This is a genomic window from Mesorhizobium sp. P2_E9 (assembly GCF_056403815.1).
Map to the genome: position 1 here is coordinate 134,864 of NZ_JBFUET010000001.1, position 16,215 is coordinate 151,078.

15 protein-coding genes are annotated in these 16,215 nt (G+C 62.9%); 9 read left to right on the forward strand and 6 right to left on the reverse strand.

The features are described 5' to 3' along the window. Nucleotides 1-16 precede the first annotated feature (16 nt). Complete coding sequence (locus AC1D05_RS00755; protein WP_477437313.1) at nucleotides 17-868, forward strand: hypothetical protein; 852 nt, start codon at nucleotides 17-19, stop codon at nucleotides 866-868. 32 nt (nucleotides 869-900) lie between these two features. Here the strand turns inward: AC1D05_RS00755 and AC1D05_RS00760 are convergent, their stop codons facing one another. Further along, nucleotides 901-1,527: a TetR/AcrR family transcriptional regulator gene (locus AC1D05_RS00760; protein WP_477437315.1), complete on the reverse strand. Its 627-nt coding sequence runs from the start codon at nucleotides 1,525-1,527 to the stop codon at nucleotides 901-903. A gap of 125 nt (nucleotides 1,528-1,652) precedes the next feature. Here AC1D05_RS00760 and AC1D05_RS00765 point away from each other — a divergent pair, with 125 nt between their 5' ends. The 5 genes from AC1D05_RS00765 (at nucleotide 1,653) to AC1D05_RS00785 (ending at nucleotide 6,847) form a co-directional block, all read left to right on the forward strand. Beyond that, complete coding sequence (locus tag AC1D05_RS00765) at nucleotides 1,653-2,837, forward strand: MFS transporter (protein ID WP_477437317.1); 1,185 nt, start codon at nucleotides 1,653-1,655, stop codon at nucleotides 2,835-2,837. A gap of 5 nt (nucleotides 2,838-2,842) precedes the next feature. Next, entirely contained in the window at nucleotides 2,843-4,123 is a 1,281-nt protein-coding gene (locus AC1D05_RS00770; RefSeq protein WP_477437319.1) for a D-arabinono-1,4-lactone oxidase, read from the forward strand. Further along, nucleotides 4,120-5,265, forward strand: coding sequence for a DSD1 family PLP-dependent enzyme (locus AC1D05_RS00775; RefSeq protein ID WP_477437320.1), 1,146 nt, complete (start codon nucleotides 4,120-4,122; stop codon nucleotides 5,263-5,265). Before AC1D05_RS00770 ends, AC1D05_RS00775 begins: the two co-directional genes overlap by 4 nt. Before the next feature lie 60 nt (nucleotides 5,266-5,325). Then, entirely contained in the window at nucleotides 5,326-6,276 is a 951-nt protein-coding gene (locus AC1D05_RS00780) for a bifunctional helix-turn-helix transcriptional regulator/GNAT family N-acetyltransferase (RefSeq protein ID WP_477437322.1), read from the forward strand. 256 nt (nucleotides 6,277-6,532) lie between these two features. Further along, nucleotides 6,533-6,847, forward strand: a complete 315-nt coding sequence (locus AC1D05_RS00785; RefSeq protein WP_477437324.1) for an antibiotic biosynthesis monooxygenase family protein — start codon at nucleotides 6,533-6,535, stop codon at nucleotides 6,845-6,847. 56 nt (nucleotides 6,848-6,903) lie between these two features. On the opposite strand, the gene AC1D05_RS00790 is transcribed toward AC1D05_RS00785, so the two are convergent. The 5 genes from AC1D05_RS00790 to AC1D05_RS00810 form a co-directional block, all read right to left on the reverse strand. Further along, a complete protein-coding gene (locus AC1D05_RS00790) occupies nucleotides 6,904-7,737 on the reverse strand; it encodes a GyrI-like domain-containing protein (protein ID WP_477437326.1) in 834 nt (277 codons plus the stop codon). Between the two features lie 90 nt (nucleotides 7,738-7,827). Continuing rightward, nucleotides 7,828-8,730 (reverse strand): glycosyltransferase family 2 protein, encoded by a 903-nt coding sequence (locus AC1D05_RS00795; protein WP_477437328.1) that lies wholly within the window; start codon nucleotides 8,728-8,730, stop codon nucleotides 7,828-7,830. Further along, entirely contained in the window at nucleotides 8,727-9,473 is a 747-nt protein-coding gene (locus tag AC1D05_RS00800) for a glycosyltransferase family 2 protein (protein ID WP_477437330.1), read from the reverse strand. The genes AC1D05_RS00795 and AC1D05_RS00800 overlap by 4 nt, the downstream gene beginning before the upstream one ends. Continuing rightward, nucleotides 9,464-10,354 (reverse strand): glycosyltransferase, encoded by an 891-nt coding sequence (locus AC1D05_RS00805; RefSeq protein WP_477437332.1) that lies wholly within the window; start codon nucleotides 10,352-10,354, stop codon nucleotides 9,464-9,466. Before AC1D05_RS00805 ends, AC1D05_RS00800 begins: the two co-directional genes overlap by 10 nt. Next, the gene (locus AC1D05_RS00810; protein ID WP_477437334.1) at nucleotides 10,351-12,024 is read right to left on the reverse strand and encodes a glycosyltransferase; all 1,674 of its coding nucleotides are present in this window, start codon (nucleotides 12,022-12,024) and stop codon (nucleotides 10,351-10,353) included. The genes AC1D05_RS00805 and AC1D05_RS00810 overlap by 4 nt, the downstream gene beginning before the upstream one ends. A gap of 587 nt (nucleotides 12,025-12,611) precedes the next feature. Here AC1D05_RS00810 and AC1D05_RS00815 point away from each other — a divergent pair. From AC1D05_RS00815 to AC1D05_RS00825, 3 genes are read left to right on the forward strand one after another with little or no spacing between them, the layout of a single operon-like run. Then, a complete protein-coding gene (locus AC1D05_RS00815) occupies nucleotides 12,612-13,625 on the forward strand; it encodes a LacI family DNA-binding transcriptional regulator (protein WP_477437336.1) in 1,014 nt (337 codons plus the stop codon). Then, the gene (locus tag AC1D05_RS00820) at nucleotides 13,622-15,139 is read left to right on the forward strand and encodes a sugar ABC transporter ATP-binding protein (RefSeq protein WP_477437337.1); all 1,518 of its coding nucleotides are present in this window, start codon (nucleotides 13,622-13,624) and stop codon (nucleotides 15,137-15,139) included. Before AC1D05_RS00815 ends, AC1D05_RS00820 begins: the two co-directional genes overlap by 4 nt. Then, nucleotides 15,139-16,188, forward strand: a complete 1,050-nt coding sequence (locus tag AC1D05_RS00825; protein ID WP_477437338.1) for an ABC transporter permease — start codon at nucleotides 15,139-15,141, stop codon at nucleotides 16,186-16,188. Before AC1D05_RS00820 ends, AC1D05_RS00825 begins: the two co-directional genes overlap by 1 nt. The last annotated feature ends 27 nt before the right edge of the window (nucleotides 16,189-16,215 follow it).

The following is a 16,215-nucleotide window of genomic DNA, read 5'->3' on the forward strand; positions in this document are numbered from 1 at the left end:
AGCCAAGGGGAAAGCCGTGTCGCGCATAGTCGTCATAACGCATGAGCACGACCGCTTCCTCGGCAAGCGCAACCTCCTGTTGCGCAGGGGCAGCCCCTATTTGCTTTTCGATGTGCTGCAGGATCTGAAAAGGCGTGGCCATTCGGTCCGCATTCAGCAAGGCCCGTCAAAGACACAAGACGCAGATATCGCGGTTCTGCATGTCGATGCGACACTGACACCGGCAGATCATGTCGCCTATGCCAAGCGGTTTCCGTTCTGCCTCAATGTCGGGGCGTCCGATATCTCCAAAAGGCGGATCAGCGGGGCTCTGATAACAGAACGCAACGCCTGGCAAGGCCCGGTCATCGTCAAGAGTGACCTCAACAATCTGGGCATTCCAGAGACGCTGCTCAACCGGAGATCGAAACGCGCGGGGAAGCCGCCGCCTTTTCCGCATCTGCCGACCCTGCAGCCCTATCAGGTCTATGGATCTCTCGGCGAGGTTCCGGAGGGTATCTTCGAGAGCGATGACCTCGTCGTCGAAAAATTCATTCCGGAACGAGAACCCGATGGTTTTGCCGCGCGTTTCTGGGTGTTTTGCGGAGAGCGTGAGCGCTGCACCCGCTATGTCTCGCCAAACGGCCTCGTCAAGGCATCGGAAACGATCCGGCGTGAGCCCGTCCCGGTTCCCGACGAGATGCGCGATCGGCGGCGTGAACTCGGCTTTGACTACGGGAAATTCGATTTCGTCATGCATGAGGGCAGGGCCATCCTGCTCGATGCCAACAAGACTCCCGGCCGTCCCCAGAACCTCGTGAAAATGTTCGCGGCCGGCGCTGCCGATCTGGCTGACGGCTTCGAAGCCCTTATCCGCCAAGCGAGATAGGCCACAACGGACTGATCCGTCATTGCGCCGGTCTAAAGAAATAGCCGCAACTGAGTGTGGATGATCGACCGGTAATCCTCGATGGTCCGGCGGCTTTCCGCTTCGCCCTCCGCAAGCGCCAGACGCACCACACCGCCGGCGAGCTGGAAGATCAACAGAACCATGCGCTCGAACTGCTCGTGTTTCTGAGGCTCGAGCAAAGCGATGACATGGTCGCAGAACATCCTGGCCTGATGTCGTGTTTCGGCGATGTCGAGATTCTTCAGCGCCTTGTCGGCCTGGATGGCGTTCTGCAGATCCTGGATGGCCGGATCGCCGGCGACACGGCTGAGGTAGTCGTCAAGCAGTCGATCGGCGGCGGCGATGACGTCCTTGGCTTCGCGGACATCGGCGATGATATCAGCCAATCGCGCGCGGCTGACCTCCGAGAACCGCTCGTAGAGCATCGCCAGGATCGCCGACTTGTTGGGGAAGTAGTGGTAGACGGTGGCGATCGGCCCGCCCGCCAGCATGCCGACCTCCTTCATGGTGACGGCGTCGATGCCCTTCTCGCCGATCAACCGCATGGTCGTCGACAGGATGGCGTCGATGCGCTCGCGGCTGCGCTCCTGCTTGGGTTTGCGCCTCGGTTCGGTCCCTGTTCGCCTTGCTTCCGTCATGCACCGGTCTTTCGCACGCATTGGCAAATTCTGGTTGACAAGAAATATGATCAAGTATCAGTTTCTGAAATGCTGACAGGTTGTCAGCTTTTTTGCGATCCGGCAAGGGACGTTGGGAGGCGGCTTTGGCATCTGGTGACGCGCATACCGGAAGCGGCGATTGGCTGGTCGGCAATCCGACCGGCGGACAGCTTGCCTCCGCCCTGTGGATCGGCTCGGTCGGCCTGCTCATTCTCGGCCTGCAGCCCGTCCTGCTCGGCGCCCTCTACACCGAGGGTCATGTCAGCGGCGACGAACTGGCGCTGGTCGCCACCGCCGAGATGATCGCCATTGCGATCGGCTCGGCGATCGTTGCAATGCTGCTCTCCGCCCACAACATGCGCTGGAAAAGTGCGATCTTGCTGCTCCTGCTGGCGCTGGCGAATGTCTGGACAGCCTATGCCGCCGGCGCCAATACGTTGATGGCGGCACGCGCCCTGGCCGGTCTTGCCGAAGGCGGCCTGGTCGCGGTCGCCACCGAACTGATCGCCCGTTCGCGGCGTGCCGAACGCATCGGCGGCTTTTTCGTCACCATGCAGACGCTGGCGCAATGTGCGCTTGCCCTGCTGCTGGCGCTCTATGTCATCCCGGCCGCCGGATCGGCTGGGGGCTTCATCGTTCTCGCTGTCGTCTGCGTGGCGTCGCTGGCAGTAGCCTTCACCGTCCCTGGCGACTATGCCGACCTTCCCAAGGACGAGAACCTGGCCAATGTGCTGACGGTTCCTTCGATGACAGCGCTATTGTGCGTCTTCTGCTACTTCATGTTTTTCGGCTCGGTCTGGGCGTTCCTGGAGCCGCTTGGCGCCCAATTCGGCATCGATGGCCGCACCGTCGGCCTGATCGTCTCAGCCAGCCTCGCGGTGCAGGTGCTGGGCGCGATGACGGCGACCGTGTTCGAGGCGCGTATCGATTATCGCATTGCCATTATGGTGATCGGTGTGGTGGCGCTTTTGTGTTCGCTGGTTCTCGCCAGCGGACCTGGCCTCACCACATTCTGGGTCGCTGCCCTAGTCATGGGTTTTATCCTGCTGTTCATCGTGCCCTACCAGATCCGGCTGGCGATCACGGCGGATGAGACACGTACGGCCGTGCTGCTGGTGCCGGCCGCGCAGCTCTTCGGCCTGGCGATCGGGCCTGTCGCAGCGTCCGTGCTCATCGACGGCAAGGATTTTCGCCCGGTTCCGGAATTCGCCGCCGGCAGTGCCCTGGTCAGCGTGGCGCTCCTCGGCGTGTTTGTCTTCGTGGCGCGGCGTCGCCGGGTTGTTGCGTGAGCGCCATGTCGAACATCTGGAGCAACTGGTCGGGTTTCGTCACTGCCGAACCGCGGCTGATCGCCAGCCCCGCCGATGCCGGCGAACTCGGCGATCTCGTGCGAACGGCACCAGGCCCAATCCGCGTCGTCGGCGCTGGTCATTCCTTCACGCCACTGGTGAAATCCGAGGGCACGATCCTGTCTCTGGACAAGCTGGAAGGGCTGGTCTCGCATGACGCTGAAAAGCATCAGGCGCGCGTGCGGGCAGGGACGCGGCTCGGTTCGCTGATGCATATCCTGCAAGGTATCGGCCAGGGCCTGCCCAATATGGGCGACATCGACCGCCAGGCGATTGGCGGCGCGCTGGGAACCGCCACTCATGGCTCGGGACCGACGCTCGGCGCCTATCACACGCAATTGGAGACGGTGCAGATCGTCGATGGGCTTGGCAAGGTCCGCGACTTCACCAGGGCAGGGGATCAGGACACGATCCACGCCATCGGCGTCGCGCTCGGTGCCTTCGGCGTCTTGAGCGAAGTGACGCTGAACAACATCCCGACCTACCGGCTGCGCCGCCGCAAATGGGTGCTGCCGATCGCCGACATGCTGCGCGATTTCGAGAAGATGATGACCGCGCACCGCTCGGCCGAATTCTACTACATTCCGTTTTCCGGCTATGCGCAGTTCATCGCCAGTGACTTCAGCACCGAGGCGACCACCGCGCGCCCGACCGAGGATGATGAGGGCTCCTTGCGCACGCTGCGCCGGTTGCGCACCGGGCTCGCCTGGCTACCGTCGCTGCGCCGCCGCCTGATCCTCGGCGCTGTCGCGAAAGTGCCGGCCGAGGATTATGTGCAGGATTGGCTCAACGTCTATGCCAGCGACCGGCAGACCAAATTCAACGAGATGGAATATCACCTTCCGTTCGAGGAAGGACCGAAGGCGCTGGCCAAAATCATCGAGCTGACCGAAAAGCGCTTTCCTGAAGTCTATTTCCCGATGGAGGTGCGCAGCGTCGCGCCCGACCAGTTCTGGCTGTCGCCCTTCTACAACAGGCCGACCTGCTCAATCGCCATCCACCATGACGCGGCGAGCGATCCGTTGCCCTTCATGCAGGCGGCCGAGCCGATTTTCCGCAGATATGGCGGCAGGCCGCATTGGGGCAAGATGCACAGCCTGAAGGCGGCGGACTTCAAGAAGCTATACCCGCGCTGGGACGATGCCATGGCGGTGCGCCGCGACATCGATCCGCAAAACCGCTTCGTCTCGCCCTATATGGCCGGCCTGTTCGGCATCGAGCCATGAGCGCCTACTTTGCCACGCTTTCGCAGGTGCTGAAGCAAGCCGGCATCTTCCAGCCCTGCCTGCTGCTTGATCGCGATCGGCTGGACAGCAACATTGCGCTGGTCAAAGCGAGGCTTGATCCCGGCCTTGCCGTGCGGCTGGTCGACAAGTCGCTCGCTTGCCTGCCGCTGCTTTCGCATATCGGCAAGGCGCTCGGCACCGATCGCTTCATGACCTTCCATCCGCCGATCAGCGAGGCGGTGTTGAAAGCGTTTCCGGACGCGGATCTCCTCTACGGCAAACCGATGCCGGTCAGCGCGGCAAGGGCGGCGATGGCGAAGGGTGCCGCCGGCTGGTCGCGTGTCTGCTGGCTGATCGATACCCAGCAGAGGCTGGCGGAATATGGCGCTCTCGCAGCCGAACTCGGCATCGACCTGCGCATCGCCTTGGAAATCGATGTCGGTCTGCATCGCGGCGGGTTCGCCGAACCGGAGGCCTTGTCGCAGGCGTTGAAGATGCTGCCGGCCCAGAAAGGGCTGCGCTGCGAAGGCGTCATGGCCTATGAGGCGCACGCACCGCACATTCCCGGCCTGTTCGGCGGCCCGGCCAAGGCGTTGGCACAGGCCTCGGAACGGGCCGCCGCTTTCGTTGCGTGCCTTGGTGCGGACCAGCGCCGCATCCTCAACATCGGTGGCAGCAAGACTGCGCTGCTTCATCATGGCGGCATTGCCAATGAAGTGTCGATGGGTTCGGCCTTCGTGCTGCCCAGCGATTTCGACACGACTGGTCTCGAAGGTTTCCAGGCGGCGGCCTTCATCGCGACGCCGATCCTGAAGGTGGTCGAACCGATGCTGCCGGGTCCGCCGGCCGTTTCCCGCCTGCTGCAGGCGCTCGGCCGGTTTCCGCGCAAGGGCTGCTATCTCTATGGCGGCAAATGGATGGCCGAACCGGTCTTTCCCGAGGGCATGAGGACGAACGGCCTGCTCGGCCTGTCTTCCAACCAGCAATTCATGGGTCTGCCCGCCGATTCCCTCGCCAGGCCCGGCGACTACGCCTTCCTGCGGCCGACGCAGAGCGAGGCCGTGCTGCAGCAGTTTGGGCCGATCGCGGTGTTTTCCGGTGGCAGGATCGTCGATCGCTGGCCGGTGTTGCCGATGATGTGATCAGTCACATGGTTGACTGCGTCAAGTAAATGGTTGATCCTGTGCGAACAGGAGATACCCATGACGACCCACCATCAGCCCAGCAACGATGCGCCCAACAAGCAGCTGATCGATGCGGTCAGGGCGTTCAACCGCTTCTACACCCGCCAGATCGGGCTGCTCGACGAAGGGCTGCTGAAGAGTGCCTTCTCGCTGACCGAGGCGCGCGTGCTGTACGAACTGGCGCATCGCGACGGTCTGACCGCGACCGACCTTGGACGCGATCTCGGCCTCGATGCCGGTTATGTCAGTCGTTTGCTGAAGAAGTTCGAACGCCTTCATCTCATCTCCAGATCGACGCTGGTTTCGGACGCCAGGCAATCGTCGATTGCGCTGACCCAGGCGGGCAGGAATGCCTTCGCGCCGCTGAACAAGGATTCGCACGACCAGGTCGCGGCGCTACTCGACCGGTTGCCCGCGTCGGAGCAGGACCGGCTGGTGAAATCCATGCGCACGGTCCAGGCGCTGCTGGACGAAACCGCCGAGCCAAAAATCCCCTATCTGTTGCGGCCGCTGCAGGTCGGCGACATTGGCTGGATCACGCGCCGGCAAGGGATGCTCTACGCGCAGGACTATGGCTGGGACGAAACCTATGAGGCGCTGGTCGCCGAAATCCTCGCTGCCTTCGTAAAATCCTTCGACCCGAAATGGGAGCGCAGCTGGATCGCCGAGCGCGATGGCGAGATCGTCGGCTCGGTCTTCGTCGTGCGCAAATCGCCCGAGGTGGCGAAGCTGCGCCTGCTTTATGTCGAACCGTCGGCGCGCGGCCTCGGCATTGGCAAGCGGCTGGTCGAGGAATGCATCGGCTTTGCCCGCGCCAGGGGCTACAAGACGGTGACCTTGTGGACCAACGACATCCTGGCCGCCGCCCGGCACATCTACCAGGCCGCCGGCTTCAAACTGATCGAGGAAGAGCCGCACCATTCCTTCGGCAAGGATCTGGTTGGCCAGAACTGGGATCTCGAGCTGTAGGGAAACCTTCCCGGCATCCGCTGCCATGATGCGCGGTTGTTGGCGGCTTGCGCCGATGCTATGAAACGCGGGTCGAAAAGGACCCTGGAGCGGCAAACGGTAAGCCCGCTCCCTTCCACCAGCTGGAAGCTCCGTTCCCATCTCATATGGGAACCCACGGCAAGCCCACGGCGTGCTTTTACGCCCGGCTTGGCGTTCGGGGTTTCCGCGGATCGGCGTTCCTTCGCTTGCCAGGCACCAACGAAGGAGAAGCAGAATGCCCATCATTCGCGCCGACACCGGCATCATCACCCAGATCAACGTTTTCACCGTGCCCGAAGGCGGACAGCAGGCGTTGATCGACCTGCTACGGGAGGCGGCAATGAGTTGCCGCAGCGTTCCCGGCTGGATGTCTGCCAGTCTACATCGAAGTCTCGACGGCACGCGTGTCGTCAATTACGCCCAGGCGCAGGATCAGGCGGCCATGCGGCGGGTCTTCGAGCATTTGCGGAATGGCAGGTTTCTCGATCGCAACCAGGCCCTGGGTCAGGCCCATCCCGGCCTCTATGAGGTCGCTCTCACCGTGGAGTAGGCGGAGCGCCAGGAGCCGTGCCTTGGTCTCATGTCAAGGTACGGCCTGCTCGGTACTTATGACTTCACCGGTATCCAGATCTCCAGCCCGCCATTGCCGCTGCGCGGATCGAACTCCGGGCCATAGCGTTCGAATTCGGGCGCGTCCGCTATTTCGTGCCCGGAGGCCGGCAGCCATTTGTTCCAGATCGTGTTGACGGTGCGGCGGATGGTCGAGATGTGCTCGCGATGCGAAAACACCGCATATTTCTGAGCGGGTATGCGCACGCGGCTGAATTCCCTGGGAAGGTCGGAAAAGTCCAAAACCTCGACACCGGCGATGTAATCGAAATTGCCGGCATCGTCGCCATTGACGCAGACGCCATAGGCAACGTCGCCGGTCTCGCCTGGGATGTTGCCGATGTAAGGGCCGAAGCGTTGCCATTGCATTGGAATGGCGGCGCTGGTTTCGCAGCTGTAGCGTTCGCCGAGGCCCGCGATCAGGAACGACCGGCTGGTCTCGAAGCGTGGCGGTTCGAGGTTGGCGAGAAGGGATTGGTCCATCAGGATCGGCTCCACGAGGTCGAGGGTCTTGGTCGAGCCTTGCGCGCGCACCAGTTCCGGCGTGGTGCCGAACTGGTCGCGGAAGGCTCGGGTGAAAGCCTCATGCGAGTTGTAGCCGGCGTCGAGCGCCACCGAGAGGATGTCGGGCGCCCCGCCAGCCAACTTGCGCGCTGCTTCGGTCAGCCGACGTGCGCGCATGTAGCCCATGACAGAGCGGCCGGTGGCGGCGCCGAAGGCGCGCGTCACATGAAAGCGCGACACGCCGCTGCTTTGCGCGACGTCGTCGAGTGTAACAGCCTCCGGCAGATGGCTCTCGACAAACCACAGCGCCTTCTCGGTCGGGTTCATGGGGCTCCTTCGCGCATCGGCCGGATCATACTGCCGCCTCCGCACGCGGCCAGTTTGATCGAAATTGCGCAGCGCGCAAAGTGATGCCGACTAGCGCCGCCGACGCTGGAAGAACCGGCGAAGCCAGCGCCCGATCTCGCGCGGCAGATGGCGCAATCCGAACAGTGATGGCTTGTGCCTGTGCGCAATTGGCACGATCGGCAGGGAGAAGGCCGGGTTGAGTGGCTGTTGGCGCCCCAGCCGTTCCCAGTGGATCAGCCCGCGCATGATCCGGTCCCAGGCAAGCACGGTTGCCACTGCGGTGGAAAGTTCACCATCCTCGGCAGGCTCATGGCGCCGTTCGAACTCGGCATAGGCCTCGGCGACATAGGTGCCGAAATCGAAATTGTCGGGATTGGGATCGTAGGAATCGCTCAGCGCATAGCGCGCCTGCCGGGCAATGAACGAGGCGATGTCGACGTAGTTCTCGTGGTGGATGTGGAGGCAGTTCGGCGCATCCAGCCGACGAAGGCGCTTGGCACCGGTCAGAACCTGCGGCACGCGATGATGGCCTGGTTGCCAGGCGACGGTCCCCTTGCGGAAAAACCGTATCTGGTGATCCGGGTAAAAGCCGGAACCGCGCATGACATGGCCGGCGACGGAGTTGAACCTCGGCAACGCAAAGGCGTCGGTGCTTTCGCCATGGTCGCGCACAAGGCCTCGCAGCGCCTCATATGCGTCGTCAGCGAGATACTCGTCGGAATCCAGCACAAGCACCCATTCGTTTTGCGCCTGCGGCAGGTATTGGTTGCGGATTGCGTCGACGGCATCGACGATGGCACAACTCAGTACCCGGCAGCCGGCGGAACGTGCGATCTCGACGGTCGTATCGCCGCTTTGCATGTCGACGATGATGCGCTCCGCTGCCCAGGCGGTGGTCGCCAGCAGCCGGGGCAAGGTCCGTGCCGAATCCCGCGTATGGACGATCAGCGATATCTCGTTTGCCTGCGTCACCCGGTCTCGTCTCCGTCTATGGTGTAGCGCCCGCGCCAGCGCTCGAAGAACAGGTTGCGCGAGGCCTTGTGGCGGTCGGGCCGCCGGTCCGATGTCGATTCCAGATGCAGTGAATCCCTGCGCTGGCCACATGCGATTCGGATTCCCAACTGCCGTGCCCGAAGACAGAGATCGACATCCTCATAGCCGAAAGGGAATGTCTCGTCGAAACCGTTCAAGGCGTTGAAGGCCGCATGGTCGGTCATCAGGGCCGCCGCCGTAACGGCCTGCGGGAAAGTCGTCGCCCGGTTGACGATCGCGCTTCGCCTGCCATGATCTTGGTGATAGGGGCCACGTTCTCCGGCGTCAAACCGCACGCCACAATGCTGGATCGTGTCGTCGGGCAAGACTAGCCTGGTGCCGCATATGCCAACCTTGTGGTCACGGAAGATCTCAAGCATCTCCACCAGAGCGTCCGGATGCAGAAGCACGTCATTGTTGAGGAAGAGGTACCGTGTGGCTTCAATCTCGCGGGCGCCGCGATTGCAGGCTGCCGAGAAGGAATGCCTCAGGTCCAGCCTGACGATCCGCACGTGCGGCGGCGCTAGATCATCGGCGAGGTAGGGTATGGCGGAGCCATTGTCGACGACGACGACACAGGTCTTGCCAAGCTGTGTCCTCGCCAAGGCATGCTCAAGCTGCAGCAAGCAACTTCGCAGCAGCGCCGTCAGACCCCATGATGGAACGATGACGCTTAGCTCCATGACAAGGCGTCCTTCAACCCCGCCTCCATGGCAGATCGCAGTTTCTTTCTCTGAACCGCGATGCGGTAACGGGATGCCATCGCCGCGCCGCCGTCGCGCAGGGCAGCACGCCGCGAGCTTGCGCCTTGCTTGCTGATTTCGGCAAGCGCGGCTGGCAGTTCCATCGGCTCGGCGATGCACGCAGTGTGCCCATGTCTGAGATACTCCATCCCGCCGACGACTGGAACCGATACTACAACGCAGCCTGCCGCCATCGCCTCGAGCGCCGGCAGTCCGAAGCCTTCAGAGACTGCCGTGCCCAGGAAGAACCCGGAGCGCTTAAGACTGTTCGCGCAGATATCTTCACTATCGCCGTCAATCGGCAGGAAGCAGAGGGAGCGCACATGCTTCATCGCCGATTGGGCTATAGCGGCGCCCCTGCGCGGCATGAAGGCCGCGCACCGCTCGTCCTTGGGAGACCCGTCATGGAAGAAAACGTCGGAGATCGATATGCCGACATCGATCGAATCGCGCCGGGCGACGAACAGTGCATAATTCGTCGCTTGTTCCCAACACGTCAGCACGGTGACATCCCTGTCGTGCAGAATCGGGTTGATGAGGGGATCGGTACCTTGGCAGTGGAAGATCAGCCGCGCCCCAGTTGCCTTCAATTCGGGATAGTCGTGCGGCAATGAGAAGATGAGCGTATCACTCTTCCCGGCATTCGCGACGACCTGCTGCCTGTCCACCACAGGCTGACTGCATCGGAACCATGAAGGCGCAAGGTTGCCAGGGGTCGCGACCGCCATCGGCACGCCGGCGTCCGTCAGCAACTGCGCGAACTGGAAGCCAACCTTGATGCCGCCATATATACCGACCCCGGGCAGAACATAGTAGTTCATCGGCTTTCCAGCGCACGCCGCCGTTTGCGGCGCAACGCGTCCCTGATACCGAGGCGGCGATGGAGAATCCATCGCAGACCGCGAAGCGTAGCCTCAAAGGCACGGCCATAATGCAGCCGCGCGAACTTGAGCCGCGCATTGTCGATCAACGAGATCCTGACGGAGGTCGGGATATGCGCGCCGTACCGACCGAGATGCGGCAGCACATGTTCCAGTTCGACGATTTCGAGCCCACGCCGTGCCATTTCAAATCCGACCGCGACATCTTCCATGTAGCAAAAGTATCTCTCATCGAAACCGCCGATAGCACGAAAAGTCTCTCGTCGAACGAAAAGAGCGGCCGCGAGCGGCCAGCTCCATTTATGGTTGTGATAGAATGGGAGACATCTCAGGCGCCGAGCCCATTTCGCCATGCCGTTATTGTGAAGAAGGTCGGCTGTCAGCTTGAGCCGGGAATAGCCGGGCTGGCGACCGGCTGTGACTCCGCCATGCCAGTCGACATAGTCGGGAACGAACATCGCATCGGGTTTTCGGCAAAGCATCGAGAGCGCCGTCTCGACCGCGGCCGATGTCATGACGCAGTCCGGGTTGAGGAAGCATAGATATTTGGCGTTAGCGGCGGCGGCGCCTCGGTTGGCGGCGGCGGCGAACCCCTCATTGCTTTTGTTCCGGATGATGGTCACGCCCTCATGCGTCACGTGATCGAGTGTCTCGTCGGTTGAGGCATTGTCGACGACAATGATCTCATGCTGGTCCGGCAGGGCGTCGAGGCAGTAGCCGATTATCTTGGACGAGTTGTGCGTGATGATGATGAACGCAAGGTCGGCAGGCTGTCCTGGCGCTGTGCTGTCTAGCAAGGGGCCGGCGGAACCGTCGGCAAGAAGGTTATGCATCGCGAGCACGGTTTCGAATTCGGGGCCATTGCAGAAGTTGCTGAAGTGGGCGATCAGCGCATCCGGTCGGGGAAAGCCCGTATCCCAGTGGCTGCAATGGTTCCATTGCCAGGAGAGGGAGGCGCAGCGATCCGGCACCACTGTGTTTGCCCACACCTGGAAATAGTCCTGGTCGGCGATCATGTGCGCGCCAACCGAGTGATCGGCAGGCAGAAGCAACCGTCGGGCGGCTACCCACTCCAGCAAAAGCTGCAGTTCGTCCCTGAAAGCCAGCACCACGCCACTGTTGAAGTAGCGAAACGATATCGCGGGTGGCGCCGCCGCTGACTCGTCGATGAACGCTAGCGAGCGCTTGCTGTAATGTTCCTGGAAGTCCCCCAGCGTCATGCCCGAACCGGCGATCCCGGTCTGTTCAACCATTGCCATCCGCTGTTCGCCCAGCGCCGTCAACACCTCTGCCGCCACAAGGGGGCGCAACAGGATGGTATCGGCATCGACCTGAAGAATGATCTCGGCACTGGCCTGGCCGAGACACCAGGCCAGTGCGTCGAACTTGGCCAGAAACCCATCTGCCCGGTGTTCCTGCCGTGCGGCGTCGAGCAAGTTGAGATGGATGCGCGGCGAGGCCGGCAGCATTGGGGCGGAGAACCGATCCGTGACTATATAGATTTCGAAATCCGTGTTCCGGAGAAAGGACGTAATGGCTTCGCGCGCCGCCAGCGCATAGCCTGGTTTGCCGATCGCGAGCATGCAGATTGCTACCGTCCGCTCGTTCATTCGGCTGGGTCACCACGCATCATGCCGGGTACCTCCGATGTGCGGACCCGTCGCGCCAGAGAACGCGCCGGCTTCCTGCAGACTCCCATCTGCGTCTCCGCTGGCGAGCGTCGCACCGAGCTTGGCACGGGGATAGGTTTGCCCGGTTTCGTGAAATCTCAGGCTGGGAATGCCGGCCAAGGACGACCTTGCGTCGATCCAACGCCTGATGCGGAAAACCAGCCCCTCGCTCGTCCGACGCTTCAACGACCCGCCGGGCTCCGGAAATAGAAAATACCAGCCATTTCAAGCGCGCCTTTCTTCGTGAAGCGGGAACCCAGATGCTTCTGCAATCTCGAACGATGTCCCAATGTGTTCTCACGAGTATCGGCAGGTCAACCTTGCCGGCACGCTCTATTTTCCGCTTAAGACCAGATCGCGCAATCTCGATGGCACCACGACAGCCGATCTCGGTAAAAACCGCATCGAAGCGATTGCGCAAACGTTTCGATGACATTATGGTTTGCCAAAATCCGCCCAGATCAACGAGAGCGGAGTGGAACGCATCATCAGGGAGGAGCGCTTGCCAGCACTCCATTTGAGTTGCCATGCCGACAATGGCTGAGGTCGCGCGCCGCGCCGGCGTGTCGGTTTCGACCGTCTCGCATGTCATCAACCGCACCCGTTTTGTCTCGCCGGAGAAGGCGCGGCTCATCAATGACGCGATCGCCGCGATGGGCTATCAGCCCAACGAGTTGGCGCGGTCGCTGAAAGTCGCCTCGACCAACAGCGTCGGCCTGGCGATCTCGGCGATTTCCAACCCCTATTTCACCGACATCATCTGCGCGGTGGAGGCCGAATGCGCGCGCCTCGGCCTCATGGTGTTCCTGTCCGATACGCAGGAAGACCCCGACCGCGAGCTTTCGGTGGTGCGTGCCTTCCACCAGCGTCGCGTCGACGGCGTCATCCTGGCGCCGTCGGGCGCGCCGCAGCGCGCCATCGATTACCTGGCCGAGAAGAAGCTGCCTTGCGTACTGATCGACCGTTTCGCCGACGAACGCTTCGACCAGATCGGCGTCGAGAACCAGTCGTCGATGCGGGCGCTGATCGACCACGTCGCATCCTTCGGCCACAAGCGCATCGGCTATATCGCCGGCCAGCCGGGCCTGGCGACGACGCGTGAACGCATCGAGGCTTTTCGCGCCTCGCTCGCCGCCAATGGACTTGAGTGCCTGCCGCGCTATGTCTCGCCGGATAATGTCGATACGGCAAGCGCGACAGCATCGACGCATGCGATCCTGTCCCTGCCGTCGCCGCCCACCGCATTGGTCACGGGCAACAACATGACGACGATCGGAGCGGTGCGGGCAATCCGAGAACGGGGCCTTTCAATACCGGGGGACCTCTCGCTTGCCGGCTTCGACGACTTCGAATGGGCCGATTGCTTCGAGCCGCGGCTGACGCTGGTCGCGCAGCCCTGCACCGAGATCGGACGTCAGGCGGCGGCCTTGCTCTGCGCCCGCATCGCATCCACCGGCCTGGAGCCGCAGGCGGTGCGGCTCCAGGCAGCGCTGCAAGTACGACAGTCCTGTGCGAGGCCGGCCCCCATGAGGTTAGTATGAGCGCGCCGCTGCTTTCCGTCACCGGCGCGGTCAAACGCTTCGGCGGCGTCCAGGCGCTGCGTGGCGTCGACTTTGACCTCAAGTCCGGTGAGATCCATGCGCTGCTCGGCGAGAACGGCGCCGGCAAATCCACGCTGATGAACCTGTTGTCGGGCGTCTACACGCCAGATGAGGGCACCATCCACATCGACGGCAAGCCGGTCACCTTCAACAACCCGCGTGAGGCGCAAGCGGCCGGTATCGCCACCATTTTCCAGGAACTCGACCTGGTGCCGACGCTCGACGTCGCCGCCAACCTGTTCCTCGGCCACGAACTGATGCGGCCGGGCGGTTTCCTCGATGTGCCGGCTATGCGCGCTGAGGCCCGCAAGCGGCTCGAAGCCATCGAATTGGCTATCGATCCGGCCAGCATGGTGGCGAACCTGTCGATCGGCCAGCGCCAGGTCGTGGCGATCGTCAAGGCGCTGTCCTATGCCTCGCGCGTGCTGATCATGGACGAGCCGACGGCGGCTCTCACGGTGGGTGAGGTCGACAGGCTGTTCGACATCATGCGCAAGCTCGCCGCCAGCGGCGTCGGCATCGTCTACATCTCGCATCGCCTGGAAGAGGTGCCGCAGATCGCCGACCGGGTGACGGTGATGCGCGACGGCCGCGTCGCCGGCGTCACCGAGCCACACGCGCCGCAGGCCGAGCTGGTCCGGCTCCTGGTTGGGCGGCCGCTGGACGAACTTTATCCCGAACGGTCGAGGACGGCGGGCAAAACGCTGCTCAGCCTGCGCGATGCGAGCTTCAAGCTCGCCCATGAAAGTGCCGGATGGCAGCCGCCGGCCGGTATCTCGCTCGACGTCAAGGCGGGCGAGATCGTCGGGCTGGCCGGCATCATGGGGGCAGGGCGTACCGAACTGCTCAGCGCGCTCTACGGCACCGGCCTGTCCGGCCGTTGGGAAGGCGAGGTCGCCATCGATGGCCGACCGGTAAGGCTGGATTCGATCAGGGCGGCCCGCGCGGCCGGCATCGCGTTCGTCACGGACGACCGGCGCGGCAGTGGCCTGATGCTCAGAATGGCGGTTGGCCTCAACCTCGTCATGTCGGTTATCCGCCGCATCTCGCCGGCAGGGCTGATGTCGCCGCGCCGCCAGGCGGATGCGGTGAAGCAATCCTTCGGCCAGTTCGACATCAGGCCGAAGAATCCGGACATCGCGGTAGGCGCGCTTTCGGGCGGCAACCAGCAGAAGGTGGTGCTGGCCAAGGAGATCCTCGGCAATCCCCGCCTGCTGCTGCTCGACGAGCCGACACGTGGCGTCGATGTCGGCGCCAAGGGCGAGATCTATGCGCGGTTGCGGGCGCTCGCCACACAGGGGTTGGGCATCCTGGTCGCCTCCAGCGAGATGCCGGAACTGATAGGGCTCTGTGATCGCATCGTGGTGCTGCGCCAGGGGCGCAATGTGGCGGAATTCATCGGCGGCGTAGACGAGCACACGGTGCTTGCCGCGGCAAATGGCAGGGAGGCCTGATGTCTGAACAGAAGATTTCGGAAGCAGGCGGCCCGGTGGCCGCGGCACCGGCGCATCGCGATCCGCTGGCGCTGATCGTGCGCTTCCAAAGCCTGATCGGCTTGGTGCTGGTGGCGATCGGCGGTGTCATCTTCTCGCCGCGCCGTCATGGAGCGATCCTGTTCCTCGACCCCGACAACATCGCCAACATCGTGCGCGCGGTGTCGGAGACCGGCATCATCGCCATCGGCATGACCTTCGTCATTATCACTGCCGGCATCGACCTTTCGGTTGGCGCGGTGCTTGGGCTGTCCAGTGTCGTCACCGCATCGATGATGATCTCTGGCGGCTTCGGGCTGGTCCCCACCATCCTCGCCGTGCTCATCATGGGCATCGTCTTCGGTGCGATCCAGGGCACCATCTCCACCCGGTTCCGACTGGAGCCGTTCATCGTCACGCTCGCCGGCTTGCAGGCGGCACGCGGCCTGGCGCTTGTCGTGTCGGGCAATCAGTACATCAACATTTCCTATGGCGACGGGCCGGGCCTGGCACCGCCGGTTTTTGCGATCCTCGGCGAGCGGCTGTTCCACAACACCGTGCCGGTCGCCACCATCGTCTTCATCGTCTTCGCCGCGATCGCCACGATCGTGCTCAACACCACGCGCTTCGGCCGCTATGTCTTTGCCGTCGGCGGCAATGAGCGCGCGGCGCGCATTTCCGGCGTGCCGGTGTCGATGGTCAAGATCTCGGTCTATGCCATCACCGGCTTTGCCGCCGCTCTTGCCGGTATCGTTCATGCCGGCCAGTTCAATTTCGGCAGCGCCAATGACGGCATGGGCTATGAGCTCACCGCGATCGCCGCCGTGGTCATCGGCGGCACCAGCTTGTTCGGCGGCGCCGGCTCGATGGTCGGCACCGTGGCCGGCACCATCATGCTCGGCGCGCTGGCCAACATCCTTCAGCTCAACAACATCACACCCGCCATACAACTGCTCGCGACCGCCGCGATCATCGTGCTGGCGGCAGTCATTCAATCCCTCGTTCGCCGCCGCGAGGGTTTGGGTCGTTAGGAGGAAGACGGCAGCATTTGGAAGGCA